This window comes from Streptomyces sp. NPDC001373 (genome assembly GCF_042895815.1).
Lineage (GTDB): Bacteria > Actinomycetota > Actinomycetes > Streptomycetales > Streptomycetaceae > Streptomyces.
In genome coordinates, this window is sequence record NZ_JBIAWQ010000007.1 from 221,655 (window position 1) to 242,025 (window position 20,371).

Sequence of the window (20,371 nt, forward strand, 5' to 3'; positions counted from 1 at the left end):
TCGAGATCCCCCCTTCGGATCGTAGCCGCCGATTCGAAAACGATCGCGGACCGGTGGCGGGGACGGACAGCAAGATACAGCCAGGAGAGCTGGTGGTGGCAGAAAAAGGAGCATGCCGGAGGCTGCCGGGCCGGTAAGGAGTGCGGCGCGAGGACGCGCCGTACCCGCAGGTCCGCGATCTCCGCGGCCCCTCGGCCCGCCCCGGAGGCGGAGGCACCCCGGGGCCGGAAAACCCGCGCGGCCACGTACCATGGGCCGCATGTCCTTCCTCCGCCGCCACCGCGCCGCCACACCCGCCGGCCCGGACTTCGACGTCCTGGCCATGGACCCGGGGGACTGGCCGGGCAACCTCGGGGCCGGGCTGCTGCCCGCACCCGACGGCAGCTGCCAGGGCGTCTTCCTCCGCTACGACCTCTTCGGCGGACGCGGCCCCGCGATGATCATCGGCAACCTCCCCGAGGGGTCTCCGGCCCGGGACCTCGCCGAGGGCCAGGTGCCCTTCGAGGTGGCCCAGCTCCTCGACGCCCTCGAGAACGACGAGGAGGTCGAGGTCACCGGCGCCGAGGACTGCCCCGTCATGCAGGGCGACAACCTCCTCATCGTCCGCAAGGTCAAGCTCTCCGAGAGCCGTATTTCCTGCGTCCAGTTCGACCGCAGCGACAACGTCCTCGTGACGATCGCCAGCTGGGACCGCCCCATCACCGACGACCTCTACGCACTGCTGAAGCCGCTCCCCGCCGAGCTCTTCCAGCAGGGCTAGGCATCCGGGCCGGGATGCCGCCCGGCCGTCAGGCGCCGTCCGCGATGTCGTTCGCCGCCACGTAGCCGAACGTCATCGCGGGCCCGATCGTCGACCCGGCCCCCGCGTAGCTGTGGCCCATCACCGCCGCGCTCGCGTTGCCCGCCGCCCACAGGCCCCGGATCACCGAGCCGTCCGCCCGCAGCGCGCGGGCCCGGGCGTCGGTGACGATGCCGCCCTTGGTCCCCAGGTCGCCCGGCACGATCCGGAAGGCGTGGAAGGGCGGGGCCCAGATCGGGGCCAGGCAGGAGTTCGGCAGCACGTTCGGGTCCGTGTAGTAGTGGTCGTACGCCGTGTCCCCCCGGTGGAAGTCGGGGTCGGAGCCGCTCCACGCCTGGGCGTTGAACCGGTTCAGCGTCGCCCGCAGCGCCGCCGCCGGCACCCCGATCTGCCCCGCCAGCGCGTCCCAGGTCCAGGCCTTCTTCGCGGCCCCCGCCTCGTACCAGGCGTCCGGGAAGGGCAGCGTCGGCAGGATGTCCTTGAACAGGTACCGGTTGCGGTAGTTCTGGTCCACGATCAGCCACGCCGGGATGTGCGACCCCGTCGCACCCCGGTCCTTCTCGTACATCACGTGCACCACGTCGCTGTACGGTGCCGCCTCGTTCACGAACCGCGTCCCGGCGCGGTTGACGATCAGACCGCCCGGCAGGGTCCGTTCCGCCAGGCAGAAGTACGGTTCCCCGGGCAGCGGGATCGACGGCCCCCACCAGGCGTCCTCCATCAACGCCAGCGCCGCGCCCGCCCGCTGCCCCGCGAGGATCCCGTCGCCGGTGTTCTCCCTGGCGCCCACCGACCACTCGGTGCCGATCGGCTGCTGCTGGTAGCGCTCCCGCATCGCCGCGTTGTGCTCGAAGCCGCCGGAGCCGACCACCACGCCCCGGCGGGCGCGCACCACGCCCCGTACACCCTCCTTCTCCACCACCACCCCGGTGACCGCCCCGCCCTCCTGGACCAGGTCGACCAGCGGGCTGTTCAGCCACACCGGCACCCCCGCCCGCATCAGCCCGGCCCGCAGCCCGGTGGCCAGCGCCTGGCCCATCGTCAGCGGCTTCTGCCCCAGCAGCGCCGCCTTCGTGCCGCGCGCCAGGCACTCCGTGGACACCGCGAGCCCCTTCGCGGTGACCGCCGCGAGGTTGAGCCACTTGTAGTCCTGACTGAACACCACCATCCCGGCCGGCACCGGCATGTACGCCGGGTTCAGGTGGGCCAGTTCGGCTCCCAGGACGTTCCCGTCGATCTGGTCCGGCTCGATGGAGCGGCCGTTCGGCAGGCCGCCCGGCAGGTTCGGGTAGTAGTCGCTGTAGCCGTCCATGAAACGGAACCTCAGCGGGCTGTTCGCCATGACGAAGTCCAGCATCCGCGGGCCGTTGGCCAGGAACGCCCGCTGCCGGTCGGCCGGCACGTCGGGCCCCACCACCGCCGACAGGTACGCCGCCGCCTTCTCCGGGGTGTCCGGCACCCCCGCGCCCAGGATCACCGAGTTGTTCGGCAGCCAGATCCCGGCCCCCGAGCGGGCCGCCGAACCGCCGAAGGTCGGGGCCTTCTCCACCACCAGCACGCTCAGCCCCCGCCCGGCGGCGGTGAGGGCGGCGGTCATCCCCGCCGCCCCCGACCCGACCACCACCACGTCGTACTCGCCGAACGCGGCCCCCTCGGCCCGGGCGGCGGCCCCCGGCAGTACGGAGGCGGCGAGCACCCCGGCCCCCGCCCCGGCGAGGACCGTCCGGCGGGAAGGCGGGGCGGGACGTGCGGCGTCGACGCTCGCGGGTATGGACACGGCCTCGGTCATGGGCGGGCTCCAGGGGTGTGGAAGGGGCGGGCTCCGGACGTCTGATGCTGAGTCAGAAAAGGTGTTCGGGGGATCATGTGATGTCAAGGCACGCGCACCCGGGCGATCCGCCCCGGACAGGCCGAATCCCGTGGTCCCACCACCAGGAGGAGGGGCCACGGGATTCGGCCGAAGGGGTGTGAGCGGGGTCAGCGGGTGCCGACCGCCGCCCGGACCGCTCTGCGGGCCATGCCCGCGTCGTCGTGGAGGCGGCGCAGCAGCAGGCGCTGCTCCTCCCCGGACGACAGGGCCCCCGCGGGCAGCGGCTGGCTCGCCGGGGACGCCAGCATCGACCGCTGCACGGCCGTCTCGCACATCCGGATCTCCCTGGTCAGCACCAGCATCAGGTTCACCAGGAAGGCGTCCCGGGAGGCCGCGCCCGCCGACTGCGCGAGCCGGCTGATCTGGCTGCGCGCCGCGGGGGCGTCGCCCAGCACCGCCCACAGCGTGGCCAGATCGTAGCCCGGCAGGTACCAGCCCGCGTGCTCCCAGTCCAGCATCACCGGCCCGGCCGGGGACAGGAGCAGGTTCGACAGCAGCGCGTCACCGTGGTTGAACTGCCACGGGATCCCCGCCGGCCGCAGCCCGTGCAGCAGCTTCTGCAGATCGCCGAAGTCCCGGTCGGTCAGCAGCCCCAGGTCGTGGTCCCGCGAGATCCGCCGCGCGTAGTCCACCGGGTGCCCGAACAGGTCGGCCGACGGACGCCACTGGTTGACCCGGCACACCGCGCCCAGCGCCGCCCGCACGTCGGCCCTCGGAGGCGCCTCCACCGGGTGCCGCTGGAGGGCGGCGACCCGGCCGGCCATCCGCTCGACGACCAGGACGCAGTTCTCCGGGTCGGCGGCGATCAGGCGGGGCACCCGGACCGGCGGGCGGTGCCGGACGAAGGTCCGGTACGTCGCTATTTCGTGCCGGTACCGCTCGCGCCACTCGGGCGAGTGGTCCAGTAAAACCTTCGCGACCGCGGTCATCCGCCCCGTCGTCCCGACCAGGAGGACCGACCGGCCGCTGCGCCGCAGCACCTGGACCGGAGCGAACTCGGGACAGATCCGCTGCACCGACGCGAGCGCGGCGCGCAGCTGCGCCCCCTGCGGCCCGGACAGGTCGATTCTTCCGCTGAGCGGCTGCGATCCGGCCGCCGGCAGCCGCCGCGCCCGCACGGCGCCCTGCGCCGGGACCGGCTGGCGGCCGGTTTCGAGGGGGATGCCACCGCCCCCCGCCTGAAGGGTGCGGTGGGGGCGGACCGGGGCGGACACGGAGGACGTGGCTGCGTACATGGCGTTTACGGTTCCCTTCGTGCGCCGACGAGTTGCGTACGCCGCCCCGCCGGATCCCGTACTTCACCCTGGGGAGCTCCGCCGGTGAACCGGGTCGGGGAGGCGCATTCCTACCTGACACCCGGCGGCAGGTGGCGAACCACGGGGCGTGCCCTGGCGAACCCTGGCGAATAGTCCACGGGGAACTGACAGGGGGCTACTGTCAACTCAGCCGAGAACCTGGGGGCTTGACGTGAGCAAGGGTCCAAACACCCGTCTGAACGACCTGTTCGGCCTGGCCGGCTGGTCGAAGGGCGAACTCGCGAGGATGGTCAACCGGCAGGCGGCCGCGATGGGCCACCACCAACTGGCCACCGACACCTCGCGGGTGAGGCGCTGGATCGACATGGGGGAGACCCCGCGCGAACCGGTGCCCACGGTACTGGCAGCACTGTTCACCGAGCGGCTCGGTCGTGTCGTGACCATCGAGGACCTCGGGTTCGTACGGCAGCGGCGTACCACCAGACGGCAGCCCGACGGGGCGAAGGAGAACCCCGACGGAGTGCCCTGGGCGCCCGAACGCACAGCCGCGGTCCTCACCGAATTCACGGGAATGGACCTCATGCTCAACCGTCGCGGCCTGATGGGCGCGGGAGCCGCGCTCACCGCCGGCTCAGCCCTCAGCAACGCCATGTACGACTGGCTGCAAGGCGATCCCGCCACCGCCAAGGACCCGCTGCGCTTCGGCGACCCCTACCAGGCCGATCCGGCGGGCTACGACCGCTACGAGGCCGCCCCCATCGGCTCGCAGGAGATCGAGGCCCTGGAGCGCTCGGTCGAGGTCTTCCGGGCCTGGGACGCCTCCAGAGGCGGCGGACTCCAGCGCAAGGCCGTCGTCGGCCAGCTGAACGAGGTCGGCGGCATGCTCGCCTACCACCACCCCGACCACCTCCAGCGCAGGCTGTGGGGGGTGGCGGCCAACCTGGCGGTCCTGGCCGGCTGGATGTCGCACGACGTCGGGCTGGAGCCCACCGCGCAGAAGTACTTCGTCATCGCGGCGCACGCGGCCCGCGAGGGCGGGGACCGCCCACGCGCCGGCGAGGCGCTGTCGCGGGCCGCCCGGCAGATGGTCCACCTCGGCAAGCCCAACGAGGCCCTGGACCTGATGAAGCTGGCCCAGGCCGGCTCCGGGGACCAGACCCTGCCGCGCACCCGCGCCATGTTGCACACCATCGAGGCCTGGGCCCAGGCCGCCATGGGCAAGGGCCAGGCCATGCGCCGCACCCTGGGCGAGGCGGAGGACCTGTTCGTGTCCGACAAGGGCGACGTACCGCCGCCGTCGTGGATGCAGCACTTCGACGAGGCCGACCTGCACGGGATGCAGGCGCTGGCCTATCGCACGCTCGCCGACCACGACGCCTCGGCGGCGCCGGTCGCCGCACGGCACGCGCGGGAGGCGCTGCGGCTGCGCGGCGACGGCTACCAGCGCTCGCAGATCTTCGACTACATCTCCATGGCCTCCGCCTGCTTCATCGCGGACGAGCCCGAACAGGCCGACCGCTACGCCCGCCTGGCCCTGGTCTCGATGAACGAGACCTCCTCGCACCGGACGTGGGACCGGCTCCGCGAGATGTACCGGCTCACCGGGCAGTACGCCGGGTACGCGCGCATCGAGGACCTGCGCGAGGAGATCGAGCAGGTGCTCCCCGACAGCCCCGCCCCGCGCGCCGCCCGCGGTACCGGCGTCTAGGAGGCCGGTGTCGCGGACCGTGTCGACGGACGGGGCGGGAGCAGAGGACGAACGGGGCCGCGCCTCGGGCGCGGCCCCTCCGACCGATGGGGTGGGGCGGTGGTCAGCCGCCGATGCGGGCCACCAGCACGCAGGCGTCGTCCTCACGCGGGCTCCCGCCGAACTCCTGCGTCACCATCCGCACGCAGTCGCGCGCCGACGGCGCGGCCGAGAACCGCGGCGCCAGCGCCAGCAGCCGCTCGGTCCCGTCGGCCCGGCTGAACCCGACGCCGCGCGGGGTCAGTCCGTCGGTGTACAGGACGAGCACGTCACCCGGTTCGAGGGGTTCCTCGGCCTGCCCGTAGACGGCCCCCGAGGTGGCCCCCAGCAGCACCCCCTCCGGCGGCTGGAGCGCACGCCCCCGGCCGCGGCGGAAGAGCAGGGGTGCGGGGTGCCCGGCCTGCGCCCAGGACAACAGCCGGCGGTCGGGGTCGTAGCGGCAGCAGACGGCCGAGCCGAGGGCCGGCTGCGCGGAGGTCTCCAGCAGCTGGTTGAGCCAGCCCATCAGCGGGCCCGGCTCGATGCCGGCCATGGCCATCCCGCGCAGGGCGCCCAGCAGCATGGCCATGCCGGAGGTGGCGCTCACCCCGTGCCCGGTCAGGTCGCCGACCGTCAGCAGCGAGCGTCCGTCGCCCAGTTCGAGCGCGTCGTACCAGTCGCCTCCGATCAGCGTGCTGGTCGCGGAGGGCAGGTAGTGCGCGGCCACGTCCATCGCGCCGGCGTTGTCGTGCGGGAACCGCAGGGAGCCGCGCCACGGGGGGAGCACGGCTTCCTGCAGCTCGACCGCCAGCCGGTGCTCGGTCTGCGCGATCTCCCGCCGGCGCAGGAGCGAGTCACGGGACTCGCGCTCCGCCCGCTGGCTCCGGCGCAGTTCGCTGACGTCCCGCAGCAGGGCCCACATCGAGGCCGTGCAGCCGTCGGCGTCGAGTACCGGCTCGCCCCTCATGTGCAGCGTCCGGACGCGGCCGTCGGCCCGGACGATGCGGAACTCGCCGTCTATCGGCTTGCCGTCGACCAGGCAGTCGGTGACCATCGCGGTCAGCAGCGGCTGGTCCTCGGAGAACAGGGTGGAGCCCAGCTCGTCGAGGGGGAGCGGGCCCGCCTCGGGGGAGCGGCCGAAGATCTGGAAGAGCTCGTCGGACCAGGTGACCTCGTCCGTCAACAGGTTCCACTCGGCGCTGCCGACGCGGGTCGGGCGGTCCTCGGGCGCGGCCTCCGGGGGGGCCGCGGGGAGCTCGTCGTCGTCGGGGGTGGGCGGCAGCCCCTCCTTGAGCTGGCCCAGGTGCTGGCCCAGGTCGTCGAGGTGGTGCACCGCGAGGTCGCACAGCGCGCGCTGCCAGCGGCCCTGGGCGTCGTCGTCGTCCACGACGGTGTCGCGGCGGACCGCGTCCACCTCCCCGCGCAGCCGGCGGGTCTGCGAGATCAGCGCGTCCACGGATCCCGGCTCGGGCGGCTGCGCGGAACGGTCCGCGTACAGGTGGGACGGCATGAGCACTCCGATACAGGCGCGGCGATACGGGCTCGGCACGGCCAGGTCTGAAGGAAGGACCGCTCACGACTGTGGCACAGCGGGAGACGGCCTGTAAGGCGTTTGGCAACATCCGTAACGTGCTTGCATACGGCATATGCCGAAGGCCTTCCGGCCGTCTCCCGTCCGTGCGAACATTTCCGGCCGGCCGCGGAGGCCGCTCCCGCGGCGGCCGGCCGCCCCGCCCTCCCGTTCCCGGTCGCCGCGCGTGCCGGAGTGCCGGCCGTCAGACGCTCAGCGGCACCGGGTGGATCTCGTCGGCCGGGTGTCCCGCCCGCTCGTGGACCTTCTGGACCGCCGCCGCCGAAGGCGCCTCGGACAGGCAGTAGACCTCGCCGGACGCGGGGTCGGCCCAGGCGCGCTGGAACGTGACCTTCTCCTCCGACTGGATCGCGAGGTCCGCCCGGTGGGCTTCCATCAACTGGTCCGCGGTGATGCCCTTCATGCCGTGGTGGACATCCATGAACTGGCCCATCTCCGTACACCTCCTCGTAGATCGCAAACGGGTACGGATCTGCTTCCATCGTCCGCCCGCGGCCGGAAATCGGCCTTCCGGGCGGGGCGGCTCGATCGTACGGGCGAGGTGAGCGAGGGCCCGGGGCCTGCGCGGCCACCCGGAAGGCAGGACGGTGCCCACCCGAACGAAGGACCCCGTCCGTCACTTCCGCTTCCCGGCCCACCCGGCGATCGCTACCCTACGTGTCGGTAACGAGCCAAGGCGGCCACCGAAGGGCAGTGGGGGCGCGCCCTGCCGGCCGGCTGCGCCCAGGGCATCGCCTTCCACGAGGAGTACAAGTCGCGCACCGCCTGCCTGGTGGAGATCGACACCCGCGACCCGGATCACGTCCGCGTCACCCGGGCGGTCATCTCCGTCGACGTGGGCCTGCCCGTCAACCCGCGCGGGCTGGAGGCCCAGATGATCGGCGGGCTCACCGACGCGATCTCCACCACCCTGCGCGCCGGGCTGCACCTGGACAGGGGGTTGCCGCTGGAGGGCAGCTACAGCCAGTTCCACTGGGCGAAGCAGCGCGACACCCCGCAGGACGTACGGGTCTTCGTGCTCCCGGCGACCGGCACCGAGCCGGGCGGTGCGGGGGAGCTCGGCGTGCCCGCCGCCGTGGGAGCCATCGCCAACGCCTGGGCCCGGGCGACCGGTTCCAAGCCCCGCAGCTTCCCCCTCGACTTCGACGTCGACTTCACCCCTACCCGCGCTGACCACCGGAGTACCCCGCCGTGCCCTCGCACACCTTCACCGTCAACGGACGGAGCGTCACCGTCGACGCGCCCGACAACCTGCCCCTGCTGTGGGTGCTCCGCGACATGCTGGGGATCACCGGCCCCAAGTACGGCTGCGGGGTGGACGTCTGCGAGGCCTGCACCAGCCACCTCGACGGAGTCGACGTCCGCCCCTGCGTGGTGCCGGTGTCGGCCTGCGCGGGCCGGCGGGTCACCACCATCGAGGGGCTCGCGGACGGCGACCGGCTGCACCCCGTCCAGGAGTCCTGGCTCGAACAGGACGTCGCCCAGTGCGGTTTCTGCCAGCCCGGGCAGATCATGGCCGCCGTGGCCCTGCTCCGTCGGACCGCCGAACCCACGGACGAGGACATCGACGCCATCGCCAACATCTGCCGCTGCGGCACGTACTTCCGCATCCGCGAGGCCATCCACGGCGCCGCCGCCCGGATGCGGGAGCAGGGCTCCCTCCCGTAGGGGCCGTCCGGGACCGCCCCTGGGCCGTACGGGCGACGCCGGCCCGGCGGAGTACCGCGCGTGGACGCCCGAAATCCGCGGGACATTGATATCCCTCGCGGAATGAGGCGAATCAATGCGAAACGGCTGCTGGTCGGTGAGCCCCTCGACACCGCGCGCCTGGGCGAGACGCTGCTCCCCAAACGGCTCGCCCTGCCCATCTTCTGCAGCGACCCGCTCTCCTCGGTGGCCTACGCCACCGAGGAGATCCTGCTGATCCTCGCCCTCGGCGGAGTCGCCCTGCTCCACCTCGCCTGGTACGCGGCCGCCGCCATCGTCTTCCTGATGGTGGTCGTCGTCGCCTCCTACCGGCAGACCTGCCACGCCTACCCCGGCGGCGGGGGCGCGTACGTCGTCAGCTCCGAGAACCTGGGCGCCACCGCCGCCCTCACGGCCGCCAGCGCCCTGCTCGTCGACTACGTGATGACCGTCGCCGTGTCCGTGGTCTCCGGGGTCGCCGCCATCACCTCGGCCATCCCCTCCCTCAGCGACCACCAAGTCGCCCTGTCCGTCGCCTTCGTGGTGCTGCTCACCGTCATGAACCTGCGCGGGGTGCGGGAGTCGGGGCGCGTCTTCGCCGTCCCCACCTACGGGTTCGTGCTGGTCGTCTACGTCATGTTCGCCGTCGCCGCCGTCCGTCTGGGCACCGGCGCCACCATCCGCGCCGAGTCCGCCCACCTGCCGATCGAAGCGACCGGCACCTACACCGGCATCGCCGTCGTCTTCCTCGCCCTGCGCGCCTTCGCCTCCGGCTGCACCGCCCTCACCGGCGTCGAGGCCATCAGCAACGGCGTGCCCGCCTTCCGCAAGCCCAAGGCCAGGAACGCGGCGGCCACCCTCGCCGCGATGGGCGCGCTGTCCGTGACCATGTTCGCCGGCATCACCGCCCTCGCCATGGTCTACCGGGTGCACGTCGCCGCCGACCCCACCGAGCTCGGCCTGCCCCCGGGCACCCCGATGTCCACCGCCCTCGCCCAGATCGGCCGGGCCACCTTCGGGGACTGGCACCTCCTCTTCTACCTGCTCCAGGCCGCCACCGCCGGGGTGCTGATCCTCGCCGCGAACACCGCCTTCAACGGCTTCCCGATGCTGGCCTCGATCCTCGCCAAGGACCACTACGCCCCGCGCCAGCTGTACAACCGGGGCGACCGGCTCGTCTACTCCAACGGCGTCGTCCTGCTCGCCCTCGCCGCCATCGCCCTCATCGTCGCCTTCGACGCCGAACTGACCCGCCTCATCCAGCTCTACATCATCGGCGTCTTCGTCTCCTTCACCCTCTCCCAGGCCGGCATGGTCCGGCACTGGCGGCGCGAGCTCGCCTCCCCGGGCACCCCTCGCGCCGGGCGGGTCCACATCCACCGCCGGCTCGCCATCAACGCGGTCGGCGCGGTCATGACCGCCGTGGTCCTGGTCATCGTCCTGACCACCAAGTTCACGCACGGCGCCTGGCTGGTCGTGATCGCCATGCCCGTCCTCTTCCTCGGGATGAAGGGTGTCCGCCGCCACTACGACCGGGTGGCCGGGCAGGTGGCCGTCGCCCCCGGCGAGCGGCCGCGCAAACCGGCCCGCCACCACGTCGTCGTCCTCGTCGCGAACGTGCAGGCACCGACGCTCAAGGCCCTCGGCTACGCCCAGGGGCTGCGGCCCGACACCCTCGGAGCGCTCTCCGTGGCCGCCGACGAGCAGGAGGCGCGGGGGCTGCGCGAGGCCTGGGCCGAGATCGACCCGGGCATGCCGCTGAAGGTGCTCCACTCGCCCTACCGGGAGGTGGTCGGCCCGGTGGTGGCCTACGTGGAGGAGGCCGCGGCCGCCGAGGGCACCGACATGCTCTCGGTGGTCATCCCCGAGTACGTCGTCGGGCACTGGTGGGAGCAGCCCCTGCACAACCAGAACGCGCTGCGGCTCAAGGCGCGGCTGCTGTTCACCCCGGGGATCGCGGTGATCGACGTGCCGTACCTGCTGGAGTCGGCCCGCCACCCGCAGCCGGCGGCCCGGGCGCCGCGGCCGTAGCGCGCTGGGCCACCGCCGCGTGCGCCAGAGCCAGTTCCACCACGTGAGCCGGGTCCGACAGGGCGCGGCCGGTGAGCTGCTCCAGGCGCCGCAGCCGGTTGGAGACGGTGTTGCGGTGGCAGTAGAGCCGCTGCGCGGCGTACGTGGTCGAGCCCTGGCAGGCCAGCCAGGTGCCCAGGGTGAGCAGCAGCACCCGCGCCTCCTGCGGCGGCAGCGCCAGCACCGGGCCCAGCACCACCTCCCGCAGCCGGGCCGCGAGTTCCGGGTCGGCCGCGACCAGCGCCGCCGGGATCCGCTCGTCGAGCAGCGCGACTCCGGCCCCGGACGGGGGCGGCGCGGCCCGCAGCGCGAGCGCCGCCAGCCGGCGGGCCCCGCCCAGCTCGCCCGGGGACCCGACCACCGGGCTGATCCCGGCGCGCACCGCGAGCGGGGAGAGCAGGGCCCCCAGGGCCTCCAGCGGGTGGTGGCCCAGCTCGGCGAGGCCGGTCTCCCCGTCGGCCCGGATCCGCCACAGCACCCGCGGGGCGTCCGGCCCCGCCCCGGTCACGCCGCCGGAGCCGCCAGGGCCCAGCACCACGACCGCGAAGCGGCCGCGTTCCGGCAGGCCCAGCCGTGCGGCGGCGGAGGCCACCGTCTCCGGGGTCCGCGCGGCCGCCGCGGAGTCGTCGAGCAGTGCGTCCAGCAGGGCCGTGCGCCGCTCGCGCTCCCGTTCCCCCTGCTCGGCCCCGGCGCGGTGGTACGCCTCCGACGCGGCGTCCGCCAGCTGGTCCAGTACGTCCCACAGCGCGCCCGCCCCGGCCAGCAGCCCGGGCAGCGCCGCCCGGTCGTGCGCCGCCACCGCCTCGGTCAGGCACTGCCACACCAGCCTCCCGCCGCGGCGGTAGGCGCGCCGCAGGGAGGCGAACGGCAGACCCTGCCCGGCCCGCAGCGCGCCCGTGGCCCGGGCGTCCGCCAGCTCCACCGGCTCCCCGCGGGAGGTGCGCACCAGGCCGTCGACGGCCTGGTGCAGGGTGTGGTGGATCCGCTCGCGCAGCTCGGCCCGGCCGAGCAGGGCGGCGTAGGCGGGGTCCTCGGTCAGGGTCCGGTCCGTGAGCCGGTCCGCCGCGACGGCGATCCGGCGGTTCAGGTCCTCGCGTATCTCCTCGATGATCCGCTCCATGACGGGCAGGGTGACACGGGGGAGGGGGCGGTGGGGAGGGCCCGGATCGGGCGGGTCCGCTAGCGTGGTGTGAGCACTGCACCCGCAGTGGTCACACCACGCCCGCCGCCCGACCCCAGGGGAACCGCCATGCGCCAGAATCCGGAACGCCGGGCCGCGCTGCTCGACGCCGCCATCGAGGTCCTGGCCCGCGAGGGCTCCCGGGGGCTGACCCTGCGCGCCGTGGACAAGGAGGCCGGGGTCCCGACCGGCACCGCCTCCAACTACTTCGCGCACCGCGGCCAGCTGCTGGCGCAGATCCTGCGCCGTACCCGCGAGCGTCTCGCCCCGGACCCCGCCGAACTCGCCGGCCCGCTCGACACCGTGGAGCTGCTGCGCCGGCTCCTGGGCCGGCTGCGGCGCGAGCCCAGCGTGCAGATCGCCGTTCTGGAGCTCCGCCTGGAGGCCACGCGCCGGCCCGAACTCCGCGAGGAGCTGTCCGCGTTCCTGGCCGCCGAGCTGGAGGCGAACATCGCCGGGCACCTGGAGGCGGGGCTGCCCGGGGACCGGCAGGGCGTGGAACTGCTCTACTTCGCGATGCAGGGCCTGATCGTGGACGACCTCACCGTGCCCGCGCTGCTCGACGCCCACCCGGTCGAACCGCTCCTCGGAGTGATGGTGGAGCGCCTGCTCCCGGAGGGGCCCGAGGCATGACCGGAACGGCCGTGGGTACGGCCAGGAGACGGGCGTTCGGGCCGGACGTTCCCCTTCCGGTGCGGTTGACGGGCACGCGACGACATTCTTGATCAAAAACAAACGGGTTCCGGCCAAGCTGCCACGCGCGACCGCGCATGTTCCAGCGGAAAATGCCAGAACACCCGTCCACAGTGTGGAACTTGAGTAAGTTCCCTCCTGTCACGCCGTACGACGACCGTGCGCCCAGCACGTCCGGCCGGGAGGGGAGCCCGCGTGCCCGGGATCGACGAATGCCTGCTCGAAGCCATGGCCCTGCCGGGTGCGCGGGGGGCCGCGCTGGTCGACTGGAGCAGCGGACTGGCGCTGGGCACCGCCGGGGAGTCCCCCGTCGGCGACCACGAGACCACCGCCGCCGAGACCGCCGAACTGGCCCGGGCGGCCGCCGAGTACGAGTCCTTCGCCCAGCCCGCCCCCGTGGCGCTCCCGGTGGGTGCGGGACCCGCGGGCCCGCCCGTCGAGGACCTGATCGTCACCACCCGGACCGGCTACCACGTGCTCCGTTTCGTCGAGACCAGCTTCGACAGCAGTGTCTTCCTCCATCTGTGGCTCGACCGGGCGGAGGGCAACCTCGCGCTGGCCCGGATCAGACTCCGCACCCTCGCCGAAGGGCTGGTGCTCCGGTGACCGCCGCTCCCGTCCAGGGCCTGGCCGCCGTCTCGCCCCTGCTGACCCGGCTGGCCGCCGAGCGCGCCACCGGTGCCCTGCTGCGCGACCGCGGCACCCTGTTCCTCGAGGACGGCCGCGTCGTACACGCCGAGAGCCCCTCCACCCCGGGGCTGGACGTCCTGCTCACCACCGGCGGCGGCCTGGCCCCCGAGCGCTGGAACGAGGCCGTCAGCGAGGCCGGGGCCACCCGCCAGGTCGCGCGGTTCCTCGTGGACAGCGGGGGCCTGGCCGGCGGGGAGCTGGAGATCTGCCACATAGCCGCGATCTTCGACGCCGCCTTCTTCGCCCTCTCCCCGGGCAGCGGCCCCTCCCGGTTCCGCCGCGGAGCCACCCACTGGATCGGCTCCGTCCGCTCCGTCCCCGCGGCCGCCGTGGAGCGTGAGACCCGCCGCCGCCGCGAGCTGCTCGACGCGGTCTGGCCGTACCCGAGGCTCGACACCGCCCCGGTCGTGCCCCGGCCGGCCGCGCCCGGGCAGATCGTCACCGCCCGCCAGCGCGCCCTCCTGGCGCAGGCGGACGGCGTACGGACCCCCGCCGACCTGGCCTGGGTACTCGGACGGCCCGCCTTCCACACCCTGCTCGACGTCCGAAGACTGGCGGCGGCCGGACTCGTCGAGACACCGCACAACCCGCCGGCCCCGCCGCCGGCCGCACCCCTGCCCGACTGGATGATCCAGGCCCAATCCCCGGACGTGGCGCTGCTCCGCCGCTTACGCGACGCACTGGAGGCAAGCCTGTGAGGCTCCCGCTGCGACCGGTTCTGCGAGCCGACCGCTCCGAGCGGAGGCCGCCCGAAGGGAGGAAGGCCGACTTGAACACCGTGATGGTGCCCGCCGAGGCCGAGGCCGAGATACTCGCCGAGCTCCGTCGGCTGCGGGCCCGGGTCCCCCAGCTGAGCGGGGCCCTCGCCGCGAGCGTCGACGGCCTGGTCCTGGCCCAGGACAGCGCCGCCACCGAGGTCGAGTCCCTCGCCGCCCTGACCGCCGCCGCCCTCGGGGTGGCCCAGCGGCTCAGCGACTGCACCGGCCAGGGCGGCTTCCGCGAGCTGCTCGTACGCGGCGAGCACGGCTACATCGCCACGTACGCCGCGGGGGAGGCGGCCGTCCTCACCCTGATCGCCGAGCCACGCGTCAACGTCGGCCGCCTCCACCTGGAGGCCCGCCGCTCCAGCGTCCGGATCACCGAACTCATCGAGCACAGCCTGGGGCGCCGCTCCGGTCCCGCGGCGCCGCCGCCGGACGGGCCCGACCGCCCCTGACGGAAACGACAGATCAAGCCAATCGCAAACGACTGCAAAGGAAGACTCATGGTCAACGTGGAAACCGCCCTGAAGGAAGCCACCACCAGCATCGAAGGCGCGATCGGCGCGGCCCTCGTCGACTACGGCAGCGGCATGGCGCTCGGCCACGTCGGCGGCGGCAAGGACCTGGACCTGACGGTCGCCGCGGCCGGGAACACCGACGTGGTCCGGGCCAAGGTCCGCACCATGGAGATGCTTGGCCTGAAGGACGAGATCGAGGACATCCTGATCACTCTCGGTGGCCAGTACCACCTGATCAGGCTGATGAAGGGACGCAACAGCGAGGGGTTCTTCCTCTACCTCGCGCTCGACCGGGGCCGGGCCAACCTGGCCATGGCGCGCCATCAGCTGAAGAAGATCGAGGAGAGTCTGGAGGTCTGACGGTCCTCACGGCGGCCCCGCGGGGCTCGCGACGGCGCGGTGGCGGGCGGCTGAATTCTTTGCCGTCCGCCCCGGCGGACCGAGCGGTATGTCCGAGATGGGTCAGCTTTATCATCCTGTTACCGAGTAAGATGCTGTAATTGGCTGATCATCAACCCGGTCGACAAAGATAAATACGCTGGAGAACCCGTCACCCATGCCCCCGCGCCTGAGCATCGTCGTACCCGTGTTCAACGTCGAGCTCTACCTCGACGAGTGCCTCGAATCCCTAGCGGCTCAGACGTTCGACGACTTCGAGGTCGTCATCGTCGACGACGGGTCCACGGACAGCAGTGCGGTCCTTGCGAAGGCCTTCGCCGAGCGTGACAAGCGCTTCCGGGTGGTCCTCCAGGACAACGCCGGTCTCGGCGCCGCACGGAACGTAGGCTTCCGGCACGCCTCGCCGGGTACCGAGTACCTGGCGTTCGTCGACAGCGACGACACCATGCCGGCCGACGCCTACCAGAAGCTGATCGAGGCCCTCGACACCACCGGCTCCGATTTCGCCGCCGGCAACGTCAAGCGCTTCCGCTCCGTCGGCGCGCAGCAGTCCTGGGGCCACCGCGTCGCGTTCGCGAACACCCGGCTGAAGACCCACATCTCCAAGTTCCCGGCGCTGGTCACCGACCGCACCGCCTGGAACAAGGTCTACCGGCGCGACTTCTGGGAGGAGCACGGGTTCCAGTACCCCGAGGGCATCCTCTACGAGGACGCCCCCGTCAGCGTCCCCGCGCACTACTTCGCCAAGAGCGTCGACGTGATCAGCGACGTCGTCTACCACTGGCGCGTCCGCGAGACGGGCGAGCGCTCCATCACCCAGCGCTCCACCGACCCGGTCTCCGTCATCGACCGCGTCACCTCCGTACGCCTGGTCCGCGAGGCCCTGCTCGGCAAGACCGGCGAGAAGTACGCCCGCTACCTGCGGGACTACGACCACAACGTGCTGAGCGAGGAGCTCCCGCTCATCTACAAGTACGTCGCCGAGGGCGGGGACGACTTCCGCGCCGCCTTCGTCAAGGAGGTCGGCGGCCTCATCCGTGAGATCGGCACCGACCCCTGGACCGACCTCACGGTCGCCGACCGGCTCAAGGCGTACCTGGCCCGCGAGGGCCGCGTCGAGGAGTTCATCGCCCTCCTCCACCACCAGCGGGACTTCTCCTACAGCGTGCCGGTCAAGGGCCTGGCCCGCCCGCAGGCCGACTACCCCTTCCTCAGGGCCCCGGTCCCGCCGAAGCTGCTGACCCTCGGCCCGCGCGAGCGCCGCGTCGTCAGCCGGCTGGAGCAGGCCGTCTGGAGCGACGGCAAGCTGCTGCTGCGCGGCTACGCCCTCCCGGGGCACATGGGGGCCGAGAGCCGTCTGGGCTCCCGCAAGATGCTCGTCTTCCGCGAGCAGGGCAAGCGCCGCCGCACCGTCGTACCCACCCGCACGGTGGCCTCCCCGATGGCCACCGTGCTCTCCCCGCACCTCGCCCTGCGGCACGCCGACTGGGCCGGTTTCACCGCCGTCGTCGAACCCACCGTCTTCCAGACGGGGGGCAAGTGGCGTGAGGGCATATGGACCACCTCCATCGCCGTCACCGGCCCCGGCGGCCTGCACCGGGCCCGCCTCAAGGGCGGCGACCACGACAGCGGCATGAACCCGCCCGCCCACTGGGTCACCCCCGACGTCCGCATCCTGCCGACCGTCGCCGGCGCCCTCACCGTCCAGGTCGAGATCGTCCGCGCCCGCGTCCTGGACGTCCGCCGCTCGGGCGACGACGCCCTGGAGCTCACCGGCGAGCTGGCCGCCGGAGCCGGCGAGGGCGTCACCCTGCGCGCCGAGCACACCGCCAGCGGCAGGGGCTTCGAGATCCCGCTCACCCTGGGCACCGCCCCGGCGGGCGGCCGCATCCCCTTCACCGCCGTCGTCCCCCTCGCCGGACTCGGCGCCATCGCGCCCGCCGTCCGGGAGCCCGGCGAGTGGAGCCCCCAGGTGTGGACACTGACCGCGGTCCGCCCCGACGGCACCCGCCACCCCCTGGCCCACGACGAGCGCGGCGGCTTCGCCGGCCTGGCCGCACCCCTGCCCGGCGACGACACGGACCTCGCCGTCTTCGCCAAGCGCGCCAAGAGCGGCCACCTCGTCCTCTCCGTCCAGCCCTCCCCGCCGCTCGTCGACGCCGTCTCCGCGGAGGCCGGCACGCTGACCCTGCGCGGCAGCTTCCACGCCCCCGCGGACAGCGCCGACGAGCCCTACGAGCTGGTCCTGCACGACCAGCACGGCACCGAGTTCAGCTACCCCGTCACCCGCGACGGGGACCGCTTCGCGGCCTCCTTCGAGCCCGTGCTCCCCGAGCCGTACGCCGGCCGCACCAGCCTGCCGCAGGGCCGCTGGTGGCCCACCCTGCGCCCGGTGAGCCAGGGCGGCACCACCGCCGGCCTGCTCGGCGTCGACCGCGGTGCCCCCGTCCAGCTCGTCGGCCCCGCCCTGAACGCCGGACCCCACCCGGTCACCGTGCTGGGCCGCCGCATGCGCGTCGAGGCCCGCCACCACGACCGGATGGCCCTGGTCAGCGACCCGCTGCTGAGCCCGCACGACCGCTCCCGCTTCGCCCAGCGCATCGCCCGCGACGTGACCTACCCGGAGCAGCGCCGGCTCCCGGTCAAGGACCTGGTCGTCTACGACACCTTCCAGGGCAGCGGCGCCGGCGACGCCCCCCGCGCCATCCACGAGGAACTGCTGCGCCGGGGCGAGGAGCTGGAGCACGTCTGGCTGGTCCGCGACGGCCGCGCCGAGATCCCGCCGACCGCCCGGGCCGTCCAGTACGGCAGCCTGGAGGCCTGGGACGTCCTGGCCCGCGCCCGCTACTACGTCGTCAACGACAGCGTCCCGTCGACCTTCCGCCGCCGCCCCGGCCAGATGGTCGTCCAGACCTGGCACGGCACGCCGCTCAAGCAGATCGGCTACGACTTCGTCCACGACTACTACACCAGCCCCGAGGTCCTGGAGGGCCTGGCCCACGACAGCGCCCAGTGGACGCTGCTCGCCTCCCCGAGCTCGTACGCCACGCCCATTCTCAAGCGGGCCCTGGGCTACGAGGGCGAGGTCGTCGAGTCCGGCAGCCCGCGCACCGACGCCCTGGTACGCCCCGACGCGGAGCGGATCGCGGAGGTCCGCCGGCGGCTCGGCCTGCCCGAGGGCAAGAAGGTCGTCCTCTACCTGCCGACCTGGCGCGAGAACCGCGAGGGCTGGAGCGGCGGCTACAAGCTCGACCTGCGGATCGACCTGGGCGAGGCCCGCCGCGAGCTCGGCGAGGACCACGTCCTGCTCGTCCGCGGCCACCACCTGGTGACGGAGCAGGTCCGCGACGGCGTGCGCGACGGCTTCGTCGTGGACGTGTCCCGCTGGCCCGACACCACGGACCTGCTGCTCGTCGCCGACGTGCTGATCTCGGACTACTCGTCCGCGCTGTTCGACTTCGCGCTGACCGACAAGCCGATCCTGCTGTTCACGTACGACCTGGAGCACTACCGCGACACCCTGCGCGGCTTCACCTTCGACCTGGAGGAGAAGGCCCCCGGCCCGCTGCTGGGGGACTCCGCGAGCCTGATCGCGGCCGTCCGCGACGCCGACGCCGTCGGCGCCCGGTTCGCGGAGGCGCGGGCGGCGTTCCGCGCCGAGTTCTGCGACCTGGACGACGGCCGCGCCGCCGAGCGGGTCGTCGACCGTATGCTCCAGAAGTGACCCTGTAGCCCGATCGGGTGAAGAGTACGGACCGGCCCCGCGCCCACCGACGAGTTTCGGGCGCGGGGCCGGTCAGTAGGGGAGGGACGGCCACCCGGCGCCCCTCACCCACCGCCTGGAGGCAGCGGCCATGACCAGCAACGGCTTCACCACGTGCCTGTGGTTCGACGGCGACGCGGAGGCCGCCGCCGACTACTACCTCTCCGTCTTCAAGGACGGCCGGATCCTGCGCACCGGCCGCTACACGGATGCGGGCCCCGGCCCGGCCGGCGAGGTGATGGTCGTCGAGTTCGAGATCAACGGCCAGCGGTTCATCGGCCTCAACGGCGGCCCCCAGTTCCCCTTCACCGAGGCCATCTCGTTCCAGATCCACTGCGCGGACGAGCCGGAGGCGGACTACTACTACGACGCACTGACCCGCGGCGGGGGCCAGGAGTCGGCCTGCGGCTGGGTCAAGGACCGGTTCGGGGTGTCCTGGCAGGTCATCCCGCCGGGCGCCATCGACCTGATCACCGACCCGGACCCGGGCCGGGCCGCCCGGGCCACCGCCGCGATGATGCGGATGAAGAAGCTCGACGTGGCGGCCATGCGCCGCGCGGCCGACGACGAGGGGACGCCTGGCTAGGCGAAGCGGGCCAGCAGAGCCGGGAGTGCGGTGCCGATCGGCTCGCGGACCAGCTCGTCGGCCAGGGAGTCGTACGGGGTCTCCTCCGCGTTGACGATGATCAGCCGCGCCCCGGCCTCGGCCGCCATCCCGGCGAGTGAGGCGGCGGGCTGCACCTGGAGGGTCGTCCCGACGGCGATGAACACCTGGCACCCCTTGGCCACGGCCACCGCCTGGGCGAGCACCTGCGGATCCAGCCGCTCCCCGAACATCACGGTCGCCGCCTTGAGGATCCCGCCGCAGGCCAGGCAGGCCGGATCGGGCTCCCCGGCGGCGACGCGGGCCAGGGCACCGTCCATCGGCGAGCGGGCGTGGCAGCCGGTGCACACCACCGACCGGGCCGTCCCGTGCAGCTCGAACACCTTCCGCTCGGGCATCCCGGCCAGCTGGTGCAGCCCGTCCACGTTCTGGGTGATCACCCGAACCGGGGTGCCGCCGCGCTCCAGCCCGGCCACGGCCAGGTGCGCCGCGTTGGGCCGGGCCGCGAGCGCCCCGATCTCGGCGCGCATGAGCCAGGAGCGGCGGCGGATCTCCGGATCGGCCATGTAGTGCTCGTACGTCACGAGCTTCTCGGCCTCCGGGTCGCGCCGCCACAGCCCCTGTGGCCCCCGGTAGTCCGGGATCCCGGAATCGGTGGACATCCCGGCCCCGCTGAACACTGCGACAAGCTGCTTCCCCATGCGCCGACCCTAGGCGGAACCCGCACCGGCCGGCGAACGAATTCCGCCGCGGCCCCGGCGACGC

The 20,371-nt window shown here is 73.3% G+C and carries 18 protein-coding genes and 1 pseudogene; 12 read left to right on the plus strand and 7 right to left on the minus strand.

Translation table 11 applies throughout. From position 1 onward, the window contains the following. Positions 1-259 precede the first annotated feature (259 nt). Positions 260-760: a hypothetical protein gene (locus ACFY15_RS18555; protein ID WP_390686537.1), complete on the plus strand. Its 501-nt coding sequence runs from the start codon at positions 260-262 to the stop codon at positions 758-760. Between the two features lie 28 nt (positions 761-788). Here ACFY15_RS18555 and kstD read toward each other — a convergent pair whose 3' ends face one another. Further along, a complete protein-coding gene (kstD, locus tag ACFY15_RS18560; protein WP_390686536.1) occupies positions 789-2,588 on the minus strand; it encodes a 3-oxosteroid 1-dehydrogenase in 1,800 nt (599 codons plus the stop codon). Positions 2,589-2,776: 188 nt separating this feature from the next. Further along, complete coding sequence (locus ACFY15_RS18565; protein WP_390686535.1) at positions 2,777-3,904, minus strand: aminoglycoside phosphotransferase family protein; 1,128 nt, start codon at positions 3,902-3,904, stop codon at positions 2,777-2,779. Between the two features lie 232 nt (positions 3,905-4,136). On the opposite strand from ACFY15_RS18565, the gene ACFY15_RS18570 reads away from it, so the two are divergent. Continuing rightward, a complete protein-coding gene (locus tag ACFY15_RS18570) occupies positions 4,137-5,633 on the plus strand; it encodes a hypothetical protein (protein WP_390686534.1) in 1,497 nt (498 codons plus the stop codon). 103 nt (positions 5,634-5,736) lie between these two features. Here ACFY15_RS18570 and ACFY15_RS18575 read toward each other — a convergent pair whose 3' ends face one another. After that, positions 5,737-7,161: a PP2C family protein-serine/threonine phosphatase gene (locus ACFY15_RS18575; protein WP_390686533.1), complete on the minus strand. Its 1,425-nt coding sequence runs from the start codon at positions 7,159-7,161 to the stop codon at positions 5,737-5,739. A gap of 265 nt (positions 7,162-7,426) precedes the next feature. Further along, positions 7,427-7,675, minus strand: a complete 249-nt coding sequence (locus tag ACFY15_RS18580) for an SCO4226 family nickel-binding protein (RefSeq protein ID WP_366450539.1) — start codon at positions 7,673-7,675, stop codon at positions 7,427-7,429. 339 nt (positions 7,676-8,014) lie between these two features. Between ACFY15_RS18580 and ACFY15_RS18585 the strand changes: the two are divergent. After that, a pseudogene (locus ACFY15_RS18585) lies at positions 8,015-8,179 on the plus strand (molybdopterin cofactor-binding domain-containing protein); the annotation flags it as partial. Positions 8,180-8,199: 20 nt separating this feature from the next. On the opposite strand, the gene ACFY15_RS18590 reads toward ACFY15_RS18585, so the two are convergent. Further along, positions 8,200-8,328: a hypothetical protein gene (locus ACFY15_RS18590; protein WP_390686532.1), complete on the minus strand. Its 129-nt coding sequence runs from the start codon at positions 8,326-8,328 to the stop codon at positions 8,200-8,202. A gap of 105 nt (positions 8,329-8,433) precedes the next feature. Between ACFY15_RS18590 and ACFY15_RS18595 the strand changes: the two genes are divergently transcribed. Next, positions 8,434-8,910: a (2Fe-2S)-binding protein gene (locus ACFY15_RS18595; RefSeq protein ID WP_390686531.1), complete on the plus strand. Its 477-nt coding sequence runs from the start codon at positions 8,434-8,436 to the stop codon at positions 8,908-8,910. Between the two features lie 102 nt (positions 8,911-9,012). Then, positions 9,013-10,959 carry an APC family permease gene (locus ACFY15_RS18600; RefSeq protein ID WP_390686530.1) on the plus strand — a complete coding sequence of 649 codons (1,947 nt, stop codon included), beginning with the start codon at positions 9,013-9,015 and terminating at the stop codon, positions 10,957-10,959. On the opposite strand, the gene ACFY15_RS18605 is transcribed toward ACFY15_RS18600, so the two are convergent. Beyond that, positions 10,871-12,118, minus strand: a complete 1,248-nt coding sequence (locus ACFY15_RS18605; protein WP_390686529.1) for a helix-turn-helix domain-containing protein — start codon at positions 12,116-12,118, stop codon at positions 10,871-10,873. The genes ACFY15_RS18600 and ACFY15_RS18605 overlap by 89 nt on opposite strands. Before the next feature lie 129 nt (positions 12,119-12,247). Between ACFY15_RS18605 and ACFY15_RS18610 the strand changes: the two genes are divergently transcribed. From ACFY15_RS18610 to ACFY15_RS18640, 7 genes are all read left to right on the plus strand, one after another. Then, a complete protein-coding gene (locus ACFY15_RS18610) occupies positions 12,248-12,811 on the plus strand; it encodes a TetR/AcrR family transcriptional regulator (RefSeq protein WP_390686528.1) in 564 nt (187 codons plus the stop codon). A 255-nt stretch (positions 12,812-13,066) separates the two neighbouring features. After that, positions 13,067-13,477, plus strand: coding sequence for a hypothetical protein (locus ACFY15_RS18615; protein WP_390686527.1), 411 nt, complete (start codon positions 13,067-13,069; stop codon positions 13,475-13,477). Further along, positions 13,474-14,259 (plus strand): transcriptional regulator, encoded by a 786-nt coding sequence (locus ACFY15_RS18620; RefSeq protein ID WP_390686526.1) that lies wholly within the window; start codon positions 13,474-13,476, stop codon positions 14,257-14,259. The genes ACFY15_RS18615 and ACFY15_RS18620 overlap by 4 nt, the downstream gene beginning before the upstream one ends. A gap of 83 nt (positions 14,260-14,342) precedes the next feature. Continuing rightward, positions 14,343-14,777, plus strand: coding sequence for a roadblock/LC7 domain-containing protein (locus ACFY15_RS18625; protein ID WP_390686721.1), 435 nt, complete (start codon positions 14,343-14,345; stop codon positions 14,775-14,777). 48 nt (positions 14,778-14,825) lie between these two features. Beyond that, positions 14,826-15,200, plus strand: a complete 375-nt coding sequence (locus ACFY15_RS18630; RefSeq protein ID WP_390686525.1) for a hypothetical protein — start codon at positions 14,826-14,828, stop codon at positions 15,198-15,200. A 196-nt stretch (positions 15,201-15,396) separates the two neighbouring features. Then, positions 15,397-18,963 (plus strand): CDP-glycerol glycerophosphotransferase family protein, encoded by a 3,567-nt coding sequence (locus ACFY15_RS18635; protein ID WP_390686524.1) that lies wholly within the window; start codon positions 15,397-15,399, stop codon positions 18,961-18,963. Positions 18,964-19,093: 130 nt separating this feature from the next. Continuing rightward, a complete protein-coding gene (locus tag ACFY15_RS18640; protein ID WP_390686523.1) occupies positions 19,094-19,588 on the plus strand; it encodes a VOC family protein in 495 nt (164 codons plus the stop codon). Here the strand turns inward: ACFY15_RS18640 and ACFY15_RS18645 are convergent. After that, positions 19,585-20,307: an NAD-dependent deacetylase gene (locus ACFY15_RS18645; RefSeq protein WP_390686522.1), complete on the minus strand. Its 723-nt coding sequence runs from the start codon at positions 20,305-20,307 to the stop codon at positions 19,585-19,587. The two genes, ACFY15_RS18640 and ACFY15_RS18645, sit on opposite strands and share 4 nt — an antisense overlap. Between the last annotated feature and the right edge of the window lie 64 nt (positions 20,308-20,371).